The organism is Bacillus sp. SKDU12, from assembly GCF_010093085.1.
In the GTDB taxonomy this organism is placed as follows: domain Bacteria; phylum Bacillota; class Bacilli; order Bacillales; family Bacillaceae; genus Bacillus; species Bacillus mexicanus.
Window position 1 is genome coordinate 1 of the sequence record NZ_MSRC01000024.1, and the last position, 20771, is coordinate 20771.

Genomic DNA, 20771 nt, shown 5'->3' on the forward strand with positions numbered 1-20771 from the left:
CGCAGATTAAGTTCGTCACATCCTGTGACAACATCTGCATGACCTGCATCGTGCAGGCCCCTGACTACGCACATCACTGTGCGATTTTTTTAAAACTGAATTAACAGGTACGTTTTGTCTTGTTTAGTTTTCAAAGATCATTATTGCCGCTTAACGAAGCAGCTTTATTAATATAACATTTAGCTCCTTTTAAGTCAACAACTTTTTCCAAAGTGTTTAATGAAGCTTTTATTTGATGTCAGCTGTTTATCAGCGACGTATAATAATGTATCACAGATATTATAAAATGGTCAACACTTAATTTAATCTTTATATTAAAAGCATTTTATCAGTTATATTCAATTGTCCATACTCATAAGATGTAACACAGGAATGATGGACAAGATAAGGAGGCATCATCAGTGAATCACTTCTATGTGTGGCACATTAAAAGAGTGAAACAATTTATTATTATACTTATCGCCGCATTTGCAGCAGCAAGCTTTTTTTATATTCAAAGAGCTGTTCCGCTTCCCGTGTTTTCAACTGACACCGGACCTAAAGCCATTTATAAAGGGGAAGCGGATTCAAAAGACATTGCACTTACATTTGACATCAGCTGGGGGGATGAGAAAGCAGAACCCATTCTTGATACCTTGAAAGCGAACGGGATAAAAAACGCGACATTTTTCCTTTCCGCTTCTTGGGCTGAGCGCCACCCTGACACAGTAGCACGTATTGTGAGTGATGGCCATCAAATTGGGAGCATGGGCTACGCCTATAAAAACTATGCCAATTTAGAGAGCAGCGAAATAAAAAAGGACATTAACCGTGCAAAAACTGCTTTCAACAAGTTAGGGATCAAAGACATACAGCTATTAAGACCCCCTACCGGACAATTTAATAAGAATGTTCTAACGGTCGCAAAGCAATACAATTATACAGTCGTTCATTACAGTGTTAACTCTCAGGATTGGACAAATCCCGGGGTTGAAAAAATCATCGATAATGTGACCAAGCAGGTTTCCGGAGGAGATATTGTTCTTTTACACGCCTCCGACTCGGCAAAACAAACAGATGAAGCATTGCCTGATATCATCCGCCAGCTGCAAGAAAAAGGATTTAAAAATGTAACCGTAGGTGATCTCATCGCAAACTCAGATGCCAAATCCGAAGAGGTAAAGTAATCACTTCGCTGCAAATTTCGGCAGCATCAGCAATTGGAAAGCATTACACGCCATTAAAGGAAAAAGCATCAAATAAAGCCAGTCCTCATTATTTACTCTTAATGCTGGAAACCATTCTAATGCTGTCATCACAACCATTAAAAACAACGATGATACAAAGGTTTTCTTAGAGGACTGCTTTTGCTTTATATAAGCTGTAATCACCCCAAAAATCAATAAAAGTACCGGTAACCACGCATAGCCTGCCAGCGACTCTCCGCTCTCGCCAAAAAACAGAAAGCGGACGTACATTAAATCGAAAGCAACAAACAGGACGAAAAACAACTGAAGCAAATTCCACAAAGACGAGGACCTTAATATTTCAAGCGCAAATCGGTGAACTGTTAAAAACACGAAAAAGCCCATTTGGCTGATCACACTGAAAATCATCCCTACGCCGATAAACCAAAATAAAACAGAAAAAATCTGTCCCGCTTCAAAAGCAAGAAACAACCCTCTATACTCTCCCCATTTTAAAGCAAAACCCACAATACTCGTGATAACCGCTCCGACAGCTAAAATAGAAAAGAAAAAACGAACTAAACCACGGCTTTTCATTTCTTTATTCATCCCCTCAAAAATCGCAAACCGCGATATTTTGTTATGTATAATTCCAAACAGATGAATCATATTAAAAGTAAGACAAGTATGTGAAAGGAGCTTAAGCATGTCAAAAGCCAAAACGCTATTGATGAGCTGTTTTTTGTTTTTATCTGTAACAGCTTGCGCTCCAAAAGACCAAGCAGCGGATATGGACTATGATCAGACCAAAAAAATGGTTGTTGATATATTAAAAACTGATGATGGAAAGAAAGCCATTAAGGAATTATTAAACGATGATGCGATGAATGAGGCGCTGGTGATTGACCAAGATGCAATTAAAGGAACAATAGAAAAAACACTTACCTCTAAAAAAGGTGAAGAATTTTGGAAAAACATCTTTGAAGACACTAATTTCGCTGAAGGCTTTGCCAAAACTCTTCAGACAGAGCATGAAAAAGTGATTAAAAAACTGATGAAGGATCCGGATTACCAAAAGATGCTGATGGGCGTTATGCAGGATCCGGGCATGAATAAAAAGTACAGCGAACTCGCAAAAAGCCAAGAATTCCGCAGTTACTTAGAGGAGGTCATTAACGAAACACTTTCAAGCCCGCTTTACAAAAAACAGTTTGAAGATGAGCTGAAAAAAGCAGCAAAAGAAAGTGAATAAAGGGAAAGCCGGGATCTAAAATCCCGGTTCACCTTTTTATAATTGTTCTGACACCTTTGCAGCTATTTCTTTTGCAATGTCCTGATATATTTCTCCGACAGGGTGATTTTCGTCATAAACAGACGGAGCAAATTGATCCTTATCCCAATCAGGCTGTTTCAACGGGATTCTGCCGAGTAAAGGCACGTGCAGCTCCTCAGCCAGCTTATCTCCCCCGCCTTTACCAAAGACATATTCTTTTTCCCCTGTCTTTATGCTTTCATAATAAGCCATGTTCTCTATGACACCAACAACTTCATGATCAGTTTTAATTGCCATAGAGCCCGCTCTGGCCGCGACAAAAGCAGCTGTTGGATGCGGCGTTGATACGATGATTTCTTTGCAGCTCGGCAGCATTGTATGTACATCAAGAGCAACGTCCCCTGTTCCAGGCGGAAGATCGAGAACGATATAATCTACCTCTCCCCACTCTACTTCGTGAAAAAAGTTATTCAGCATTTTACCAAGCATAGGCCCTCTCCATACGACCGGAGCATTTTCTTCCACGAAGAAGCCCATTGACATCACTTTTACCCCAAAGCGTTCAACAGGAAGCAGTTTCTCTCCTTCAACAGTAGGTCGCACAGTGATACCCATCATATCCGGCACACTGAAGCCATAAATATCCGCATCAATTAAACCGACCTTTTTCCCGAGACGAGCCAGAGAAATAGCAAGGTTTACTGATACAGTTGATTTGCCTACGCCGCCTTTTCCGCTAGCTACAGCAAGAAAAACTGGAGGGTTGTCCATGTTTAATAATGTTTTTTTCTCAGCTGACGGCGCTCGGAATTTAGCAACCGTTTCTGCAGGCAGCTCTTCAAATCGGAGACCGACCGTCTCAGCGCCTGCCTCTTTTAAGGTGTTTACGATCTCTTGCTGAATCTTCATTTGTTCAGCAGTCCCAGTTTTGGCAAGAGCGATTTTTACGCTGACATGCCGTTTTTCAGGCTTTATTTTTATTTCCTTAACAGCATCCAATTCTCCCAAAGGTCTTTGAAGAAAAGGTTCGCGCATTTCACTGACTCGTTTTCTTACCTCATCTTCTCTTATCATCGAACCTCTCCCTTTTGTGTATTCGTTTACAATCAGTATTATATCATACATAAATCGCAGGTGTCTTACGCGTAGAACATACGAAAACCCTCCTTTACTCCGGAGGGTCTCCATTTTCTGTGAAATATCGCAAAATACCTTTATATATGGAAGATGCCACCTTGTCCTGATATTTCGGTTTCCCTAGCAGCACCGCTTCGCTTGGATTGGATAAAAAGCCGACTTCTACAAGTGCCCCCGGTTTGGTAACGTTTTGCATTAAGTAGATCCCATGAATCCGTTTTGCCTTCCGAGTTGTGTTTTCCAAATTTCTTCTCAATTCATCCTGAATGTATTTCGCTACTTTTTCATTTTCTGCATATTTTCCATAATAAAAGCTTTGGGCTCCGCTCCACTTTTGTGATGGAATTGCATTGAGATGAATGCTGATATAGAGTTCAGCCTCTGAATGGTTTATTAATTTGACTCGCTGCCTTAGGTCTTCCGCTTTTCGTCTGCTATAGCCTTTCGTTCCTTCTGGTGCGAGATCCGTATCACGTTCTCTGGTCATAATGACAAGCGCCCCTTGCTCCTGAAGGTAATCCCTGACTCTAAAGGCCACTTCTAACGTTACATCTTTCTCTAACATTTTTCCGCCAACTGCTCCGCCGTCAGGTCCGCCATGACCTGGATCTAAATAGATAATTTTCCCGCTCAAGGGCAGGCTCCACGGCTTCCAAGAATCATTATTGCTGAACTGATACTTAAATAGAAATAGCAGTACAATGAAGCCTAACAAAAAACCGAGCCATTTCAGCTTTTTCCTCATCCCTTCCCCTCCCGCTTGTCCGTTATTACATAACTATGGGACAGGGCTGGGAAATATGATCACCGCATGCGAAGCTTACACTGTTTTTCTCTTTGGACAACCCCGGCTGTCCACCAGTCTTTAATAAATTTGCATGCAGCTTCATACACCGTTTTTTTATCAAATGTCGCGTATTGCTCGTGTATCCAATTATAAAGGTAATCAAAAAACTCCAGACGAAGCTCTTCTTCTTCTCTTGCAGAGCGGGCACTGATGCTCTGCATGGATTCTCCGTAATAGACGAATACTCCAAAACGCCCACCTAACAAATAAGCTTCTATAGCAAAATCAATACAGCCTTCGCTAATGATATCTCGTTCATCATGTAAAAACGGAAATAACGGTTCCAAACAGTTCTTAACAGACTGGATAATTTGTCTGAGAGAGAGTTCTTTGAGCAAGTTCTTTTCTAATTCAAAATCCTTTTGACGTTTCACGTCCATAAAAGACAGCACCTCAGCCATACATATTCACTCTCCTTTTACCGGTTATTTTGAGGTTCGGATGGTAAAACAATGCCCGATTTCGATTGGAAATTCGCCCAAATGAAGGTGATATAAGAAGAGGATTTAGCAGCTTTCCGCGAGTGTAGAACGAATGTTCTGTAAGAGGTTATTAAAAAAGCAGCCCTATGAACAGGTGCTGCTTTTCATACTTTCAAGCTTCTTGTTGCAGAATATGTATGAATATATTGGTCCAATACAAACCCACCTTTATCTTCATAAAAACCAGTGACGACAAAGCCGGCATCAATTTGGCCTTTAATTTGGTCTTCTAGAGAATGGCCGAATTCAAGAGCCTCATGATTCTCAATCATTTTTTTCACTTTATGTTTTGGAAGATCTTCTGAGTCGGCATATGGAATGGAGTGTTTTACTTTTAAAATCCCTTGCTGTTCTAATTCTACATCAAACAGAAATACGACTGGATTGACAAAACCTGAAATGAGAACGCCGTTTCTTTTCAGCACACGGTGCGCTTCCTCCCAAACCGGGAGGACATTCTCAACAAAAACATTGGCAACAGGATGTACAATGACATCAAATGATTCATCCTGAACCTGACTAAGATCATCCATACTCCCTTTGATGGTATGTATGGTGAGACCGTCACGCTCAGCAATCATTCTATCCTGGTTCAGCTGTTTTTCTGAGTTGTCTAATACAGTGACATCCGCTCCTGCCGCTGCCAAAACGGGGCCCTGCTGGCCGCCACCTGATGCTAAGCAGAGTACTTTCAGCCCCTTAATAGGCGGAAACCAGTCTCTTGGTACATCTTTCATCGGTGTGACCCTTATATCCCAACTGCCTGTTTTCGCTTGTTCGATGACATGCTGCTCTACAGCAACAGTCCATTCATTGCCTGTGTCTACTTTTTGATCCCAAGCTTTGCTATTATGGTCTACTAACGCATTCATGAATCGTTCTCCTTACTTTAGTGTATAGAGTATAACAAATATTTCTAGATTGGTATCGCTTTCCCTTTGTATATTTAGAAAAAGTTCATGAAAACGCAAAAAAATCACAAAGGAGATATGTGATTTACATGATCTGATTTACACTTATTTCGTCAAATGTTGTCATTAGCAAAGAGTGAATGTTCCCCCGGCTATGAAACAGATGAAGAATCAGCTGGGGTTAAACAAAGGGGAGATTAGTGGTTAAAATGAGCTGGCCAGATTTAAAGTAATTATGGCTAATGAAAGCTATCATGATTATTACAGCTAGAGCGTTTATTAGCAAGCATTTCGCTTAGCTCTTTCAATGGTTAATGGTTATTAGCTGGATGCGGAGGTGCCAAAAAACAAAAAAAGCTCCCAACACAAGGTTGAGAGCTTTGAAACGTAAAATTAACGTTTTGAGAACTGAGGTGCACGACGAGCGCCTTTAAGACCGTATTTTTTACGTTCTTTCATACGAGCGTCACGAGTCAGAAGACCTGCACGTTTAAGTGTTGCACGGTATTCTGGATCTGCTTCAAGCAAAGCACGAGCGATACCATGACGGATTGCTCCAGCTTGACCAGATAAGCCGCCTCCATGTACGTTTACTAAAACATCATAAGTACCAGCTGTTTCAGTTAAAGTTAATGGTTGTTTGATATCTTCGATTAGAGCTGGAGATGGAATGTGCTCGCTGATTTCACGATTATTAACGACGATACGACCTTCTCCTGGAACTAAGCGCACACGCGCTACAGAACTTTTACGACGGCCAGTACCGTAATATTGAACCTGTGCCAAATTGGTAACCTCCTTTTTAATTAACCGCGAAGTTCGTAAACTTCAGGTTTTTGTGCTTCGTGTGGATGCTCAGAACCACGGTATACGTTCAATTTTTTGAACATTTGACGACCTAGAGAACCTTTTGGAAGCATGCCTTTGATAGCAAGCTCAAGCATTTTCTCAGGGTAGTTTGTACGCATTTCAAGAGCAGTTCTTGATTTTAATCCACCTGGATGTTGAGTGTGACGGTAGTAGATTTTGTCAGTTAACTTCTTACCAGTTAACTCGATTTTTTCAGCGTTGATGATGATCACATGATCTCCAGTATCAACGTGTGGTGTGTAAGTCGGTTTGTGTTTTCCGCGAAGGATAGATGCAACTTCTGTAGAAAGACGTCCTAAAGTCTTGCCAGCCGCATCAACAACTAACCACTTGCGTTCAATAGTACTTGCGTTAGCCATAGGTGTTGTACGCATTGAATTTCCCTCCTAAATGATCTGTCATTTTCAATAAACTTCGATTACGTTCTATTTCACAACACAATAAGTTCCGGGGCTTATCGTGGGGTTGAAATACATACCATATGATATCTTATAACTTTATGCAGACTCTGTCAAGAAAATATTACACACCTGGTTTAGTTGTCATAGAAAACGTTCCATAAATACAGCCCGTGCCCTGGCGCTGTGCGCCCTGCCGCTTCGCGATCCTTCGCATCCAGCATGGATTTCACATCATCAGGAAAAATTTTACCAATACCTGCATCAAGCAAAGTACCCGCAATAATTCTGACCATATTATATAAGAAGCCGCTGCCTATGATCCGCATCTGCAGGCCATCATCTGTCTCAGTCCAATCAAGTTCGTAAATCGTTCTTACCTTGTCCTGCACGTCTGTTTTAACCGCGCAAAAGCTCGTAAAATCATGTGTCCCTATAAGGTGCTTTGCCGCTTCTCTCATGTCCTGCACATTAAGGTGATATGAAAAATGGTAAGCGTAATGCCGTTTAAATACGTCCGGGTATTTCTCCGTGTATACAAAATAGCGATATTCTTTTTTGACTGCGCTAAATCGTGCATGGAACCCATCATCCGCAATTTCTGCTTGTTTGACTGCGATATCGTCCGGAAGCAGTGAGTTTAAAGCATAAGGCCATCTCTCCGCTGGAATTGACAGCGAAGTATCAAAATGAATGACCTGTCCGGCTGCGTGAACCCCGCTGTCTGTTCTTCCTGACGAAACGACCGGGATTCTCTCTTTCGACTTATGCAGGACAGCCAAAGCCTTCTCCAGTTCATCCTGAACCGTTCTTTTGTTCGGCTGTACCTGATATCCATTAAATAAATGTCCGTCATAAGAAATCGTGCATTTCAGTCTCATACTGCACCTCTAAGTCCTTAAGAAAAATAACAAAACAGCCAAAATCATCAAGCTGACAATGACAGAAGTGTCTTTGCCTGTCCATACAAGCTTTCTGTATTTCGTGCGTCCTTCTCCGCCTTGATAGCCCCTTGCTTCCATTGCTACCGCAAGCTCTTCAGCGCGTTTAAATGCACTGACGAAAAGAGGGACAAGGAGCGGGACAATAGCCTTCACTCTGTCTTTAACTGGTCCGCTTGTAAAATCAGCGCCTCTCGCCATCTGAGCCTTCATGATCTTATCAGTCTCCTCCATCAAGGTCGGAATAAACCGCAAAGATATTGACATCATAAGTGCGAGCTCGTGAACGGGAAGCTTTAGTTTTTTCAATGGATTCAGCAGCTTCTCCATCCCATCGGTAATCTCAATCGGTGTTGTCGTCAGCGTTAATAAAGTGGTGATTAAAATTAAATAGACGAATCTGAGAGAGATGAATATCCCTTGAACCAAACCGCCCTCATAAACTTTGAAGACGCCTAGTTGAAAGATAACCGGGCCTTCATGTGTCATAAAAATGTGAAGAAGAAACGTAAAAAGAACGATCCAAATGATAGGCTTTAATCCTTTTATTAAAAAAGAGAAAGGAACTTTTGTTAAAGCAATAACGCCTGCGGTAAATAACCCCAGTAGTGCATATGTCTGCACATTATTAGCTAGGAATACAATGCAGACAAATAAAAAGATGGTGATTAGTTTTGTTCTGGGATCAAGCCGGTGGACAAGTGAAGAGCCCGGTACATACTTGCCGATAATCATGCTGTCCATCATAAGGTTTTCTCCCCTTGAAAAAGAGCACGGATTTCAGCAGCTGCATCTTCTATTGTGAGCATAGGCTCTTTAAACCTGACACCAAGTGCAGCTTCCAGCTGTCTTTGGAATTTTATTGTTTCCGGAAGATCCAGCCCCCAGCCAGCCATCTCTTCACCTTTTAAGAACAAATCACGCGGACTGCCTGATGCTTGGATCGTACCTTTATGCATGACAATCATTTCATCAGCGTAGGCAGCCGCATCTTCCATACTGTGTGTCACAAGAATCGTCGTCAGGTTTCCCCGTTGATGAAGCCCATAAAACATATCCATAATCTCTTTTCGCCCTCTTGGATCCAACCCTGCAGTCGGTTCATCAAGAACAAGCACTTCAGGATTCATTGCAAGCACTCCGGCAATTGCCACTCTGCGCATTTGCCCCCCGCTTAATTCGAAAGGCGATCTGTCCAGAAGCTCTTCTGATAATCCTACAAGCTTTAGCATCTCTCTCGCTTTTTGTTCAGCATCTACTTTTTTTATACCAAAGTTCATCGGTCCGAAAGAAATATCTTTAAGTACTGTTTCTTCAAATAATTGATGCTCAGGAAATTGGAAAACGATTCCGACTTTTTTACGAAGAGATTTCAGATCTTTATTCTTTTTCCCTGCCTGAATGACAGTGCTGCCTAATGATATTTGTCCCTTCGTTGGCTTCAGAAGACCATTTAGGTGCTGTAAAAGAGTGGACTTACCAGAGCCTGTATGCCCGATAACTGCTACGTAGCTGCCTTCTTTAATCGATGCATTGATATCATAGAGTGCAAGGCGCTCAAACGGCGTCTTCATCTGATAGCGATGCTCTACATCTTTGATTGTAATGTCCACAGCTCTTTCACCAGTCCTTCCTGAGTCAAATGATTTTCTTCCAAAGCCAGTCCATTTTCTTTTAAAAGCTGGCTTAGCTGGAATGAGAAAGGCAAATCAAGCCCGATTTGGACAAGTTCTTTATTCAATTTAAAAATATCTTCAGGCAGCCCTTCGGCATACTTTTTGCCGCCATTCATCACGATGATCCTGTCTGCTTTTGCTGCCTCATCCAGATCATGTGTAATAGAAATGACAGTCGCCATGCCCTGTTCCTTTAAATGCCTTACCGTTTCAAGCACTTCTTCTCGCCCGATCGGATCAAGCATGGATGTTGCTTCATCTAAGATAATGATATCAGGACGTGCGGCAATAACCCCCGCAATCGCAACCCTCTGCTTTTGGCCTCCGGAGAGATGGTGCGGCTCTTGATCGAGAAAATCTTGCATATTCACCTGTTTTACTGCCCAGTCTACTCTCTCAATCATTTCTTCCCGCGGTACACCATTGTTTTCTAAACCAAAAGCCACATCATCGCGAACAGTCGTTCCGACAAATTGGTTATCCGGATTTTGAAAGACCATACCTATCTTTTTACGCACTTCCCAAACCGATTCCTCTGTCAATTGAATTCCGGCAACTTTAATGCCGCCTGATTCAGGAAGAATTAAACCATTCAATGCCCGCGCCAGTGTTGATTTCCCTGAACCGTTATGACCTACAATTGCAAGCCACTCACCCTCATACACCTGCAGGGAGACGCTGTCTAGTGCCCGTCTTTCTGCGTCTTTCCGATATCGAAAAACGATATCCTCTACCGATATCAACTGATTTTGATTCATGGAAAACCGGCCTCCTCTCAGCTAATGCTCTGCTTTTCTCTCTATATATAAAAAGTTGCAGTATCTAAAAAAAGGGCATAGATCCAGTTAGAAACTGTCCCGCCCTTCTTTAGATACACAAAAATATGTGATTAAACCAATTCGATAATTGCCATTGGTGCTCCGTCACCACGGCGAGGACCAAGCTTCATAATACGTGTGTATCCACCTTGGCGCTCCTCATAACGAGTTGCAATGTCAGAGAATAATTTTTGAAGTGCATCTTGGTTATTTTCTTCGTTTGCAACCTCGTTGCGGATGTATGCAGCAGCTTGACGGCGAGCATGAAGATCACCGCGTTTGCCAAGCGTGATCATTTTTTCAACTACAGAGCGAAGTTCTTTCGCACGTGTTTCAGTTGTTTCGATTCTTTCGTTGATGATCAAATCAGTTGTAAGATCACGAAGCATAGCTTTACGCTGTGCACTCGTACGTCCTAGTTTTCTGTATGACATATGATGTCCCCTCCTTTATTGGAATGCTGTTTCTGAATTATAAACACACGAAAATCCTAGTTCACAAGGGAAACTAGTCAATCGTCTTTGCGAAGTCCGAGTCCAAGTTCCTCCAGTTTCGCTTTCACTTCTTCAAGTGATTTGCGTCCTAGATTACGAACTTTCATCATATCTTCTTCCGTCTTGTTCGCAAGCTCTTGAACTGTGTTAATACCCGCGCGCTTTAAACAGTTGTAAGAACGAACAGAAAGATCCAATTCTTCTATAGTCATTTCAAGAACTTTCTCTTTTTGATCTTCTTCTTTTTCAACCATGATTTCAGCATGCTGAGCTTCGTCAGTTAAACCAACGAATATATTAAGGTGTTCAGTTAAAATCTTTGAACCAAGCGCAATCGCTTCTTTCGGTCCAGTGCTTCCATCGGTCCAAACATCAAGTGTAAGTTTATCATAGTTTGCAACTTGGCCTACACGAGTGTTCTCCACCTGATAAGATACACGAGAAACTGGCGTATAGATAGAATCGATTGGAATCACGCCGATTGGCTGATCATCACTCTTGTTTGCGTCAGCAGGCGTATACCCACGTCCTCTTTGAGCAGTAAGGCGAACTCGGAAACTCGCATTCTCACCAAGAGTTGCGATATGAAGATCAGGATTTAAGATCTCTACATCACTATCGTGTGTAATATCAGCTGCCGTTACAGTTCCTTCACCCTGTACATCAATTTCTAACGTCTTCTCTTCATCAGAGTAGATTTTCAATGCAAGCTTTTTAATGTGTAAGATAATCGTTGTAACATCTTCCACAACGCCTTCAATTGTCGAGAATTCGTGCAGTACACCATCTATCTGGATTGATGTTACAGCGGCACCAGGAAGTGAGGATAAGAGGATACGACGTAAGGAGTTACCCAGAGTTGTACCATATCCACGCTCAAGTGGCTCTACGACAAACTTACCAAATTTGGCATCGTCGCTGATTTCAACCGTTTCGATTTTTGGTTTTTCAATCTCGATCATTACTTAAAACCCTCCTTCAAAACGTCGAAACCTCGAATAGAATCATATGAGATTCCATCCGAAATTCCCCATTGTTTAGTCCCGTATGTGCTCAGGCAACGAGTCGGTGCATTCGTTTCATAAATAACTGTATCATAACCCATTATTGACAGGGACACAAAATCTATACAAACAAATTACACGCGGCGACGTTTTGGTGGACGGCATCCATTATGAGGAACAGGAGTTACGTCTCTGATAGCAGTGACTTCTAGTCCAGCAGCTTGAAGTGCACGGATTGCAGCTTCACGGCCTGAACCAGGTCCTTTAACAGTAACCTCTAGAGTTTTAAGACCATGTTCGATTGAACCTTTAGCAGCTGTTTCTGCAGCCATTTGCGCAGCAAAAGGAGTAGATTTACGAGAACCTCTGAATCCTAAAGCTCCGGCACTAGACCAAGAAATAGCATTACCATGAGTGTCAGTGATCGTAACGATCGTGTTATTGAAAGTTGAACGAATATGAGCAATTCCAGACTCAATATTCTTTTTCACGCGACGTTTACGCGTGTTAGATTTACGAGCAGCAGCCATTGTTTAAGAACCTCCCTTACTTATTTTTTCTTGTTAGCTACAGTACGACGCGGACCTTTACGAGTACGCGCATTGTTTTTAGAGTTTTGTCCGCGAACAGGTAATCCTCTGCGATGACGGATTCCGCGGTAGCTTCCGATTTCGATCAGACGCTTGATATTAAGAGAAACTTCACGGCGAAGGTCACCTTCTACTTTCAGTTTGTCAATAATATCACGAATTTTACCAAGTTCTTCTTCAGTAAGATCGCGCACACGAGTATCTTCTGAAACTCCAGCTTCTTTTAAAACTTGCTGAGCCGTTGTGCGGCCGATTCCGAAGATGTAAGTTAAAGAAATAACAACACGTTTGTCACGTGGGATATCTATACCAGCAATACGAGCCATTCTCTGGGCACCTCCTTATAAATTATCCTTGTTTTTGTTTATGCTTTGGATTTTCACAGATCACCATTACTTTTCCTTTTCTGCGAATAACTTTACATTTTTCGCAGATTGGTTTAACTGATGGTCTCACTTTCATGTGTTTCCAACCTCCTTCAGTTTCCGGAGTGCTTTATTTGTAACGGTACGTAATCCTGCCACGAGTTAAATCATATGGAGATAATTCTACCGTAACTTTGTCTCCAGGTAAAATGCGAATGAAGTGCATGCGGATTTTACCAGATACGTGAGCCAAAACAGTGTGGCCATTTTCAAGTTCAACTTTGAACATCGCGTTTGGCAGTGTTTCGACTATCGTACCTTCCACTTCAATTACATCGTCTTTCGCCATTCAAGTGTTCTCCCTTCTTCAAATCAGTAACTTGCTTTCTGACAAAATTCAAAAGAAGTTTGTCACACGCCCTGTTTCGTTTATACTGTTCTGAACTTCCGGAGATACGCAATCATAAAGGGTTAAATGATTGATATTCATTTTCTTAGGAGAATGTAATGTACGCTTTCTCCGTCTGCTGTTAGTACATTGATGATATCCAACAATCCAATGACAACGGCAAGATGAATTCAGTCTTGCCAATGTTCATCCAAACTTTCTGCCCTATCAAGCCGGAAAAACATCTGTCTTCGGAATCATTTTCATCATCTAGACTCTCGTCAGTATATCAAAACCCGTTTCCGTAATCGCAATCGTATGTTCAAAATGAGCACACTTTTTCCCATCTACCGTTACAACCGTCCAGTTATCAGCCAATGTTTTCACATAGCGGCTGCCAGCGTTCACCATAGGTTCAATAGCGAGAACCATGCCAGGTTTTAGCCGTGGTCCTTTGTTGGGCGGACCGTAATGAGGAATTTGCGGGTCCTCATGCAAGTCTTGACCAACACCATGTCCGACATACTCCCTAACAACTGAAAACTGCTCATTTTCGACATACGTTTGTATTGCGTGGGAAATATTCGACAAACGTTCACCTGGTTTTGCTTCCTGCAAGCCTTTATATAAAGACTCCTCTGTCACTTCCAGAAGTTTTTTGTCATCATCGCTGATGTTTCCTACCGGATATGTCCATGCAGAGTCACCATGATAACCATTTAATTTAGCACCGATATCAATGCTGATGATGTCACCGTCCTTCAGCACCCTGCTGCCAGGAATACCATGAACGAGTTCTTCATTTACTGATACGCAAATGCTCCCGCGAAACCCATTATACCCCTTAAAAGATGGGATTGCACCCTGCTTCTTAATAAAACGTTCGGCAATTTGATCCAATTCTTTTGTCGAGATACCTGGTTTAATGTGCTTTTTTAACTCTTCGTGAGTTAAAGCCACGATTCGCCCTGCTTCCCTCATGATATTAAGTTCACGTGGGGTTTTACAGATAATCATTTTTTCAATCCTCCAAGAAGATCCTTCACATCTGCATAAACGTCTTGAATGTCCTGTTGGCCATTTACGTTTGCAAGATAACCTTTCTCAGAATAGAAATCGAGTAAAGGCTGAGTTTGCTTCATGTTTACCTCAAGCCGTTTAGAGACGGTTTCCTCATTATCATCTGCCCGTTGATAGAGTTCGCCTCCGTCTTTATCACAAACACCCGGCGTTTTCGGCGGATTAAAGACTAAATGATAGGTTGTGCCGCAAACACTGCAAATTCTGCGTCCAGTCAGACGTTCCATTAGAGCGTCTTTATCGACTTCAATGTTAATGACATAATCAATCGGCTTGCCGTATTCCTCAAGAATTTGTTCAAGAGCTTCGGCTTGAGCGACTGTTCGCGGAAATCCGTCCAGAAGAAAACCTCTTTCACAATCATCTTTGCCAAGTCTTTCTTTTACAATTCCGATTGTGACTTCGTCAGGTACGAGCTCTCCCTTATCAATATAAGATTTTGCTTCGAGACCGAGTGGTGTTTCTTCTTTCATAGCAGCACGGAACATATCTCCTGTTGAGATATGAGGAATCCCATAATCCTCAACAATTCGTTCGCCCTGTGTGCCTTTACCGGCACCAGGAAGCCCCATTAAGACTAAGTTCATTCGGATTTCCCCCGTCCTCTCTTTATTAAGAGGGAATGGATAAATCCATTTCCTCTAGTTTTTCATAAATCCACGGTAGTTTCGTTTCACCAACTGGCTTTCTAGTTGTTTCATTGTCTCCAAGGCTACCCCGACAACAATTAACAAAGATGTTCCACCAATTTGTGCACTTTGAGGCAATCCAGCGAATTGAATGAAAAAGATAGGAAGAATGGAAATCACGGCTAAGAATATAGAACCCACAAACGTAAGTCGATACAAAATGCTCGTAATTCTATCTTGAGTCATTTTCCCTGGACGAACCCCCGGGATATAGCCACCCTGTTTTTTAAGGTTATCAGCCATTTGTTCAGGATTAACCTGTACAAAAGCATAAAAGTACGTAAAGGCAATAATCAACGCAACATATATTGCCATACCCACCGGATGTGTATTATCAAAGTAGTTTTGAATCCACTTTGTCACATCATTTGTTCCAAAGAATGACGCGATTGTCCGCGGCGTTATCAAAAACGCAACCGCAAAAATTACCGGAATAACCCCTGCAGGATTCACTTTCAATGGAAGGTGTGTAGACTGACCACCGCCAGCAGGTGAACGACCTGTGCCTTTAGCATATTGAATCGCAATTTTCCGTACAGCTTGCTGAATAAAAATAACTCCAACAATAACTGCTAAAATCGCAATCACAAGAAGTGCGACTTTCACAATATGAATAAACAGCTGATCGTTGCTGCCAACAAATTGAGTCTCATATATTTGCCCAACCGTTTTTGGAATACTAGCCACAATCCCCGCGAAGATAATGATCGATATTCCGTTGCCTACTCCATGGGACGTAATTTGTTCTCCAAGCCACATTAAAAAGGCAGTTCCGCCAGTAAGTACTAGAGCGATGATAAGATATGTTGATATGCCCGATTTTTCGATCAGCATACCGTTGGCCAGATTGTTGAATCCGTACGACATACCTAACGCTTGGATGAAACCAAGCACAATCGTAAAGTACCTTGTGAACTGAGCTAATTTACGGCGGCCAACTTCACCTTGCTTAGACCACTCGGTAAACTTCGGTACAACATCCATCTGAAGCAGCTGAATGATGATCGAAGCCGTGATATAAGGAGTAATTCCCATTGCGAAAATGGAGAATTGGTAAAGCGCACCGCCGCCAAATGTATTAAGGAGATCAAAAACACCCATTTGAGACTGTGCCTGTAACGCTTTGGCGTTAACATAAGGCACAGGAATAAACGCACCTATGCGAAAGACGATAAGCATGAGTAAAGTGAATATGATTTTATTCCTGATATCACTCACACGCATAAAGTTGGAGATTGTTTTAAACAAGTTAGATCACCTCAGCTGTACCGCCAGCAGCTTCAACAGCTTCTTTCGCAGAAGCAGAGAATTTATTGGCTTTTACAGTTAATTTTTTCTCTAATTTACCGTTGCCAAGAATCTTTACTCCTGCATTAAGTTTGCTAATAACACCAGTCTCAAGAAGAAGTTCAGGAGTGACTTCCGTTCCTTCTGCAAAACCGTTCAATTTGTCTAGGTTGACTACAGCGTAATCCTTACGGTTGATGTTAGTAAAACCGCGTTTAGGAAGACGTTGGAATAAAGGCATTTGTCCCCCCTCGAAACCTGGGCGTACACCGCCGCCAGAACGAGCGTTTTGACCTTTGTGACCTTTACCAGCTGTTTTACCGTTACCAGAACCAATACCACGACCTACGCGATTGCGCGTTTTGCGTGAACCTTCTGAAGGTTTTAATTCATGAAGTTTCATTAGGACACCTCCTTATCCGATCAATTATTTTTATTGTTCTTTAACAGAAACTAAATGAGATACTTTATTAATCATGCCACGAATCGCAGCGTTGTCTTCATGAACAACAGTTTGGTTTGTTTTCTTTAAACCAAGTGTTCTAACAGTAACGCGTTGATCTTCCGGGCGACCGATTACACTTCGTTTGAGGGTAATTTCTAATTTAGCCATTAATGTTCCCTCCTTATCCTAACAGTTCTTCTACAGATTTTCCACGAAGCTTCGCAACGTCTTCCGCACGTTTAAGTTCACTTAAACCTTGAAGTGTTGCACGAATCATGTTGATCGGTGTGTTAGAACCTAAAGACTTAGAAAGGATATCAGCTACACCAGCAAGCTCAAGTACCGCACGTACAGGGCCTCCAGCGATAACTCCAGTACCTTCAGAAGCAGGTTTTAACAAGATGTTACCTGCACCGAAACGTCCGATGATTTCGTGTGGAATTGTAGTTCCAACCATTGGTACTTCAATCAAATTCTTTTTCGCATCTTCAACAGCTTTGCGGATCGCTTCTGGCACTTCTTGTGCTTTACCAGTACCAAATCCTACGTGTCCGTTTTTGTCACCGACAACGACTAGAGCTGCGAAGCGGAAACGACGACCACCTTTAACAACTTTCGCTACGCGGTTAACCGTAACTAAGCGTTCTTCTAACTCTAATTTGCTTGGGTCAATACGACGCATAATCATGTGTCCCTCCTTCTTTTATTAAAATTTAAGTCCAGCTTCACGAGCGGCATCAGCCAAAGCTTTTACACGTCCATGGTATAAGTATCCGCCACGGTCAAACACTACGTCAGAAATGCCTTTTTCAGCAGCACGTTTAGCAACTAATTCTCCAACTTTAGTAGCAGCAGAAGAATCTCCAGTGCTTTCAACGTTCAAGTCTTTATCGAGAGTAGATGCACTAGCAAGTGTAACACCATTTACATCATCGATGATTTGAGCGTAAATGTGCTTGTTAGAACGGAAAACGTTCAGGCGCGGTCTTTCAGCAGTACCGGAAAGTTTAGCGCGAACACGAGCGTGTCTTTTAAGACGAGCAGCATTTTTGCTAGTTTTCGTAATCATCTAGGTCACTCCTTTCTTCACTTTAAGCGATCTTACTTAGCAGATTTACCTTCTTTGCGGCGAACAGCTTCACCTTCGTAGCGGATTCCTTTACCTTTATAAGGCTCTGGAGAACGGACAGCGCGGATGTTAGCAGCGATAGCTCCTACACGTTCTTTGTCTGTACCTTTTACAACTACTTTAGTTTGAGAAGGAACTTCGATTTCGATGCCTTCTTCAGGAACGATCTCAACAGGATGAGAGTATCCAACGTTTAAAACAAGTTTATTTCCAGATTTAGACGCACGGTAACCGACACCGACTAATTCCAAACCTCTTTCAAATCCTTTAGATACGCCTTCAACCATGTTGCCAAGCAGACTGCGAGTCGTACCATGCAGGGCACGGTGCTCTTTTTGATCAGAAGGACGAACGACTGTAAGCACATTGTCCTCTATTTTAATCTCCATATCAGGGTGAAACGTACGAGTTAATTCTCCTTTTGGTCCTTTCACAGCTACAGTGTTGTTATCATTTAACGTTACTGTAACATCAGAAGGAATCTCAAGTAGCTTCTTACCTACACGAGACATACCAAACACCTCCATTCATGTTAAACTTCTTACCAAACGTATGCTAGAACTTCTCCACCAGCTTGTTTTGCACGGGCTTCTTTGTCCGTTAAAACACCTTGTGATGTAGAAATAATCGCGATTCCAAGACCGTTAAGTACGCGAGGTACTTCGTTAGATTTTGCATAAACACGCAAACCAGGCTTGCTGATTCTTTTAAGACCAGTGATAACGCGCTCGTTGTTCTGTCCGTATTTCAAGAAAACGCGGATGATACCTTGTTTACTGTCTTCTACGAACTCAACGTCACGAATGAAACCTTCACGCTTTAAAATTTCAGCAATTTCTCTTTTCAATTTAGAAGCAGGAATTTCAAGCTTCTCATGACGTACCATGTTTGCATTGCGAATACGAGTTAGCATATCTGCAATTGGATCTGTCATAACCATTATATAATTACCTCCTTCCCTTTCTTGGGGATTACCAGCTGGCTTTTTTAACGCCAGGAATTTGTCCTTTATATGCAAGCTCACGGAAACAAATACGGCAAAGTTTAAATTTACGAATGACTGAATGCGGACGTCCGCAGCGTTCACAGCGTGTGTACTCTTGTACTTTAAACTTTGGTGTACGTTGTTGTTTCGCAATCATAGACTTTTTAGCCACGATTTCGCCTCCCTTTCATTGATTATTTCTGGAACGGCATACCTACTTGAGTTAATAGCTCACGAGCTTCTTCGTCAGTATTAGCAGTTGTTACGATAACGATGTCCATTCCGCGAACCTTTGTTACTTTATCGTAGTCAATTTCAGGGAAGATTAACTGTTCTTTGATACCAAGCGTGTAGTTACCGCGACCGTCGAAAGATTTCTTAGAAACTCCGCGGAAGTCACGTACACGTGGCAGTGATACAGAGATAAGTTTATCAAGGAAATCATACATGCGCTCTCCGCGAAGAGTTACTTTCGCACCGATAGGCATTCCTTCACGAAGACGGAATCCAGCAATTGATTTCTTCGCACGAGTAACGACAGGTTTTTGACCTGCGATAAACGTTAATTCTTCAACAGCACTGTCGATTGCTTTCGCGTTTTGAACAGCATCACCAACACCCATGTTGATTACGATTTTTTCGATTTTAGGCACTTGCATGACTGAATCATAGTTGAATTTAGTCATTAAAGCAGGTGAAATTTCTTTATTGTACTTTTCTTTAAGGCGGTTCATGAGATAGACCTCCCTTCCTTTTAATACTATTTATCTAGAACTTGCCCAGATTTTTTTGCAACACGAACTTTTTTGCCATCTTCCACTTTGTATCCTACGCGAGTCACTTCACCTGTTTTAGGATCGAGCGGCATAACGTTTGATACATGAATTGGCGCCTCTTGATTAGAAATACCGCCTTGAGGGTTAGCTTGAGTTGGTTTAGAGTGTTTCTTCACCATGTTCACACCTTCAACTAAAACGCGGTCCTTTTTAGGGAAAGCAGCAAGGATTGTTCCTTGTTTGCCTTTATCTTTACCAGAGATAACCATAACTTTATCGCCTTTTTTTACATGCATCCTGATCGCACCTCCTTGATAAGGCATTTATTTCATTAGATAACTTCTGGAGCTAGAGAAACAATTTTCATAAAGTTGTTTTCACGCAATTCACGAGCAACTGGTCCGAAGATACGAGTTCCGCGTGGGCTCTTGTCGTCACGGATGATAACACATGCATTCTCATCGAAGCTGATGTATGAACCATCACTTCTGCGCGCTCCACTTTTCGTGCGAACGATAACAGCTTTTACGACTTCACCTTTTTTGACAACGCCTCCTGGTGTTGCTTGTTTAACCGTGCAAACAATTACATCACCAATGTTAGCTGTTTTACGTCCAGAACCACCAAGAACTTTAATAGTCAGTACTTCACGCGCGCCAGAGTTGTCAGCTACTTTTAAACGAGTCTCTTGTTGAATCATTATTTGTTACCTCCCTTCGGAAAAAGAATTCCGAACTTTATTAGATAATAACAGCTTCTTCGACAACTTCAACTAGACGGAAACGCTTAGTTGCAGACAATGGACGAGTTTCCATGATCTTTACGATGTCGCCAATTTTAGCTTGGTTATTTTCATCATGTGTCTTGAATTTTTTAGAGTATTTTACGCGTTTACCGTAAAGTGAATGTTTTTTGTAAGTTTCAACAACAACAGTGATCGTTTTATCCATTTTGTCAGAAACAACACGACCTTGGTAAACTTTGCGTTGGTTACGTTCGCTCATGCTCACGACCTCCCCT

At 41.9% G+C, this 20771-nt stretch carries 33 protein-coding genes and 1 pseudogene; 2 read left to right on the forward strand and 32 right to left on the reverse strand.

Annotation, left to right across the window (positions count from 1 at the left end; genetic code table 11):
• Window positions 1-401 precede the first annotated feature (401 nt).
• On the forward strand, window positions 402-1166 hold the full coding sequence (pdaB, locus tag BTW01_RS17745) for a polysaccharide deacetylase family sporulation protein PdaB (protein WP_162104301.1): 765 nt from the start codon (window positions 402-404) through the stop codon (window positions 1164-1166).
• Here pdaB and kbaA read toward each other — a convergent pair whose 3' ends face one another.
• Complete coding sequence (gene kbaA, locus BTW01_RS17750) at window positions 1167-1763, reverse strand: KinB-signaling pathway activation protein (protein WP_162104302.1); 597 nt, start codon at window positions 1761-1763, stop codon at window positions 1167-1169.
• A gap of 109 nt (window positions 1764-1872) precedes the next feature.
• Between kbaA and gerD the strand changes: the two genes are divergently transcribed.
• A complete protein-coding gene (gene gerD, locus BTW01_RS17755) occupies window positions 1873-2418 on the forward strand; it encodes a spore germination lipoprotein GerD (RefSeq protein WP_162104303.1) in 546 nt (181 codons plus the stop codon).
• Between the two features lie 36 nt (window positions 2419-2454).
• Here the strand turns inward: gerD and salA are convergent, their stop codons facing one another.
• The 31 genes and pseudogenes from salA to rpsQ all read right to left on the reverse strand — a co-directional run bounded on the left by salA (window position 2455) and on the right by rpsQ (window position 20755).
• Complete coding sequence (gene salA / locus BTW01_RS17760) at window positions 2455-3513, reverse strand: iron-sulfur carrier protein/transcriptional regulator SalA (RefSeq protein WP_162104304.1); 1059 nt, start codon at window positions 3511-3513, stop codon at window positions 2455-2457.
• A 94-nt stretch (window positions 3514-3607) separates the two neighbouring features.
• Window positions 3608-4321 (reverse strand): N-acetylmuramoyl-L-alanine amidase CwlD, encoded by a 714-nt coding sequence (gene cwlD / locus BTW01_RS17765; protein WP_162104305.1) that lies wholly within the window; start codon window positions 4319-4321, stop codon window positions 3608-3610.
• A 59-nt stretch (window positions 4322-4380) separates the two neighbouring features.
• On the reverse strand, window positions 4381-4824 hold the full coding sequence (locus tag BTW01_RS17770; RefSeq protein WP_162104306.1) for a DUF2521 family protein: 444 nt from the start codon (window positions 4822-4824) through the stop codon (window positions 4381-4383).
• 185 nt (window positions 4825-5009) lie between these two features.
• Window positions 5010-5777 (reverse strand): class I SAM-dependent methyltransferase, encoded by a 768-nt coding sequence (locus tag BTW01_RS17775; RefSeq protein WP_162104307.1) that lies wholly within the window; start codon window positions 5775-5777, stop codon window positions 5010-5012.
• 432 nt (window positions 5778-6209) lie between these two features.
• The gene (gene rpsI / locus BTW01_RS17780; protein WP_003225846.1) at window positions 6210-6602 is read right to left on the reverse strand and encodes a 30S ribosomal protein S9; all 393 of its coding nucleotides are present in this window, start codon (window positions 6600-6602) and stop codon (window positions 6210-6212) included.
• Window positions 6603-6622: 20 nt separating this feature from the next.
• Window positions 6623-7060 carry a 50S ribosomal protein L13 gene (gene rplM / locus BTW01_RS17785; RefSeq protein WP_003225844.1) on the reverse strand — a complete coding sequence of 146 codons (438 nt, stop codon included), beginning with the start codon at window positions 7058-7060 and terminating at the stop codon, window positions 6623-6625.
• 161 nt (window positions 7061-7221) lie between these two features.
• Window positions 7222-7965 carry a tRNA pseudouridine(38-40) synthase TruA gene (gene truA, locus BTW01_RS17790; RefSeq protein WP_162104308.1) on the reverse strand — a complete coding sequence of 248 codons (744 nt, stop codon included), beginning with the start codon at window positions 7963-7965 and terminating at the stop codon, window positions 7222-7224.
• A gap of 9 nt (window positions 7966-7974) precedes the next feature.
• Complete coding sequence (locus BTW01_RS17795) at window positions 7975-8772, reverse strand: energy-coupling factor transporter transmembrane component T family protein (RefSeq protein WP_162104309.1); 798 nt, start codon at window positions 8770-8772, stop codon at window positions 7975-7977.
• Window positions 8769-9638, reverse strand: coding sequence for an energy-coupling factor ABC transporter ATP-binding protein (locus BTW01_RS17800; protein WP_162104310.1), 870 nt, complete (start codon window positions 9636-9638; stop codon window positions 8769-8771). Before BTW01_RS17800 ends, BTW01_RS17795 begins: the two co-directional genes overlap by 4 nt.
• Window positions 9614-10459: an energy-coupling factor ABC transporter ATP-binding protein gene (locus BTW01_RS17805; protein WP_162104311.1), complete on the reverse strand. Its 846-nt coding sequence runs from the start codon at window positions 10457-10459 to the stop codon at window positions 9614-9616. Before BTW01_RS17805 ends, BTW01_RS17800 begins: the two co-directional genes overlap by 25 nt.
• A 131-nt stretch (window positions 10460-10590) precedes the next feature.
• Window positions 10591-10953, reverse strand: coding sequence for a 50S ribosomal protein L17 (rplQ, locus tag BTW01_RS17810; RefSeq protein ID WP_003225836.1), 363 nt, complete (start codon window positions 10951-10953; stop codon window positions 10591-10593).
• A gap of 77 nt (window positions 10954-11030) precedes the next feature.
• Window positions 11031-11975 carry a DNA-directed RNA polymerase subunit alpha gene (locus BTW01_RS17815; RefSeq protein WP_162104312.1) on the reverse strand — a complete coding sequence of 315 codons (945 nt, stop codon included), beginning with the start codon at window positions 11973-11975 and terminating at the stop codon, window positions 11031-11033.
• A 176-nt stretch (window positions 11976-12151) separates the two neighbouring features.
• A complete protein-coding gene (gene rpsK / locus BTW01_RS17820; protein WP_009966385.1) occupies window positions 12152-12547 on the reverse strand; it encodes a 30S ribosomal protein S11 in 396 nt (131 codons plus the stop codon).
• A gap of 20 nt (window positions 12548-12567) precedes the next feature.
• Window positions 12568-12933 carry a 30S ribosomal protein S13 gene (gene rpsM / locus BTW01_RS17825; RefSeq protein ID WP_162104313.1) on the reverse strand — a complete coding sequence of 122 codons (366 nt, stop codon included), beginning with the start codon at window positions 12931-12933 and terminating at the stop codon, window positions 12568-12570.
• A 22-nt stretch (window positions 12934-12955) separates the two neighbouring features.
• Window positions 12956-13069, reverse strand: a complete 114-nt coding sequence (gene rpmJ / locus BTW01_RS17830) for a 50S ribosomal protein L36 (protein ID WP_003156543.1) — start codon at window positions 13067-13069, stop codon at window positions 12956-12958.
• Window positions 13070-13102: 33 nt separating this feature from the next.
• The gene (gene infA, locus BTW01_RS17835; protein WP_003156508.1) at window positions 13103-13321 is read right to left on the reverse strand and encodes a translation initiation factor IF-1; all 219 of its coding nucleotides are present in this window, start codon (window positions 13319-13321) and stop codon (window positions 13103-13105) included.
• Window positions 13299-13542 (reverse strand): annotated as a pseudogene (locus BTW01_RS18780) (RNA-binding protein); the annotation flags it as partial. The pseudogene BTW01_RS18780 and the gene infA, both read right to left, overlap by 23 nt.
• Window positions 13543-13630: 88 nt before the next feature.
• Window positions 13631-14377 carry a type I methionyl aminopeptidase gene (gene map / locus BTW01_RS17845; RefSeq protein ID WP_162104314.1) on the reverse strand — a complete coding sequence of 249 codons (747 nt, stop codon included), beginning with the start codon at window positions 14375-14377 and terminating at the stop codon, window positions 13631-13633.
• Window positions 14374-15027: an adenylate kinase gene (locus BTW01_RS17850; RefSeq protein WP_162104315.1), complete on the reverse strand. Its 654-nt coding sequence runs from the start codon at window positions 15025-15027 to the stop codon at window positions 14374-14376. The genes map and BTW01_RS17850 overlap by 4 nt, the downstream gene beginning before the upstream one ends.
• A 54-nt stretch (window positions 15028-15081) precedes the next feature.
• Window positions 15082-16377: a preprotein translocase subunit SecY gene (gene secY, locus BTW01_RS17855; protein WP_162104316.1), complete on the reverse strand. Its 1296-nt coding sequence runs from the start codon at window positions 16375-16377 to the stop codon at window positions 15082-15084.
• A 1-nt stretch (window position 16378) separates the two neighbouring features.
• A complete protein-coding gene (rplO, locus tag BTW01_RS17860; protein ID WP_019713056.1) occupies window positions 16379-16819 on the reverse strand; it encodes a 50S ribosomal protein L15 in 441 nt (146 codons plus the stop codon).
• A 30-nt stretch (window positions 16820-16849) separates the two neighbouring features.
• Window positions 16850-17029 (reverse strand): 50S ribosomal protein L30, encoded by a 180-nt coding sequence (gene rpmD / locus BTW01_RS17865; RefSeq protein ID WP_003156497.1) that lies wholly within the window; start codon window positions 17027-17029, stop codon window positions 16850-16852.
• A gap of 13 nt (window positions 17030-17042) precedes the next feature.
• A complete protein-coding gene (gene rpsE, locus BTW01_RS17870; protein WP_003328273.1) occupies window positions 17043-17543 on the reverse strand; it encodes a 30S ribosomal protein S5 in 501 nt (166 codons plus the stop codon).
• A 24-nt stretch (window positions 17544-17567) separates the two neighbouring features.
• Entirely contained in the window at window positions 17568-17930 is a 363-nt protein-coding gene (gene rplR / locus BTW01_RS17875) for a 50S ribosomal protein L18 (protein ID WP_014112347.1), read from the reverse strand.
• Between the two features lie 32 nt (window positions 17931-17962).
• Window positions 17963-18502 carry a 50S ribosomal protein L6 gene (rplF, locus tag BTW01_RS17880; protein WP_162104317.1) on the reverse strand — a complete coding sequence of 180 codons (540 nt, stop codon included), beginning with the start codon at window positions 18500-18502 and terminating at the stop codon, window positions 17963-17965.
• 29 nt (window positions 18503-18531) lie between these two features.
• A complete protein-coding gene (rpsH, locus tag BTW01_RS17885) occupies window positions 18532-18930 on the reverse strand; it encodes a 30S ribosomal protein S8 (protein WP_003241998.1) in 399 nt (132 codons plus the stop codon).
• A 31-nt stretch (window positions 18931-18961) separates the two neighbouring features.
• Window positions 18962-19147 carry a 30S ribosomal protein S14 gene (gene rpsN, locus BTW01_RS17890; RefSeq protein WP_003156488.1) on the reverse strand — a complete coding sequence of 62 codons (186 nt, stop codon included), beginning with the start codon at window positions 19145-19147 and terminating at the stop codon, window positions 18962-18964.
• Between the two features lie 22 nt (window positions 19148-19169).
• Complete coding sequence (rplE, locus tag BTW01_RS17895; protein ID WP_162104318.1) at window positions 19170-19709, reverse strand: 50S ribosomal protein L5; 540 nt, start codon at window positions 19707-19709, stop codon at window positions 19170-19172.
• Between the two features lie 26 nt (window positions 19710-19735).
• Entirely contained in the window at window positions 19736-20047 is a 312-nt protein-coding gene (rplX, locus tag BTW01_RS17900; RefSeq protein ID WP_003156486.1) for a 50S ribosomal protein L24, read from the reverse strand.
• A gap of 35 nt (window positions 20048-20082) precedes the next feature.
• Window positions 20083-20451, reverse strand: a complete 369-nt coding sequence (gene rplN / locus BTW01_RS17905; RefSeq protein WP_003225805.1) for a 50S ribosomal protein L14 — start codon at window positions 20449-20451, stop codon at window positions 20083-20085.
• A 40-nt stretch (window positions 20452-20491) separates the two neighbouring features.
• Complete coding sequence (gene rpsQ / locus BTW01_RS17910; protein ID WP_162104319.1) at window positions 20492-20755, reverse strand: 30S ribosomal protein S17; 264 nt, start codon at window positions 20753-20755, stop codon at window positions 20492-20494.
• Window positions 20756-20771: the final 16 nt, after the last annotated feature.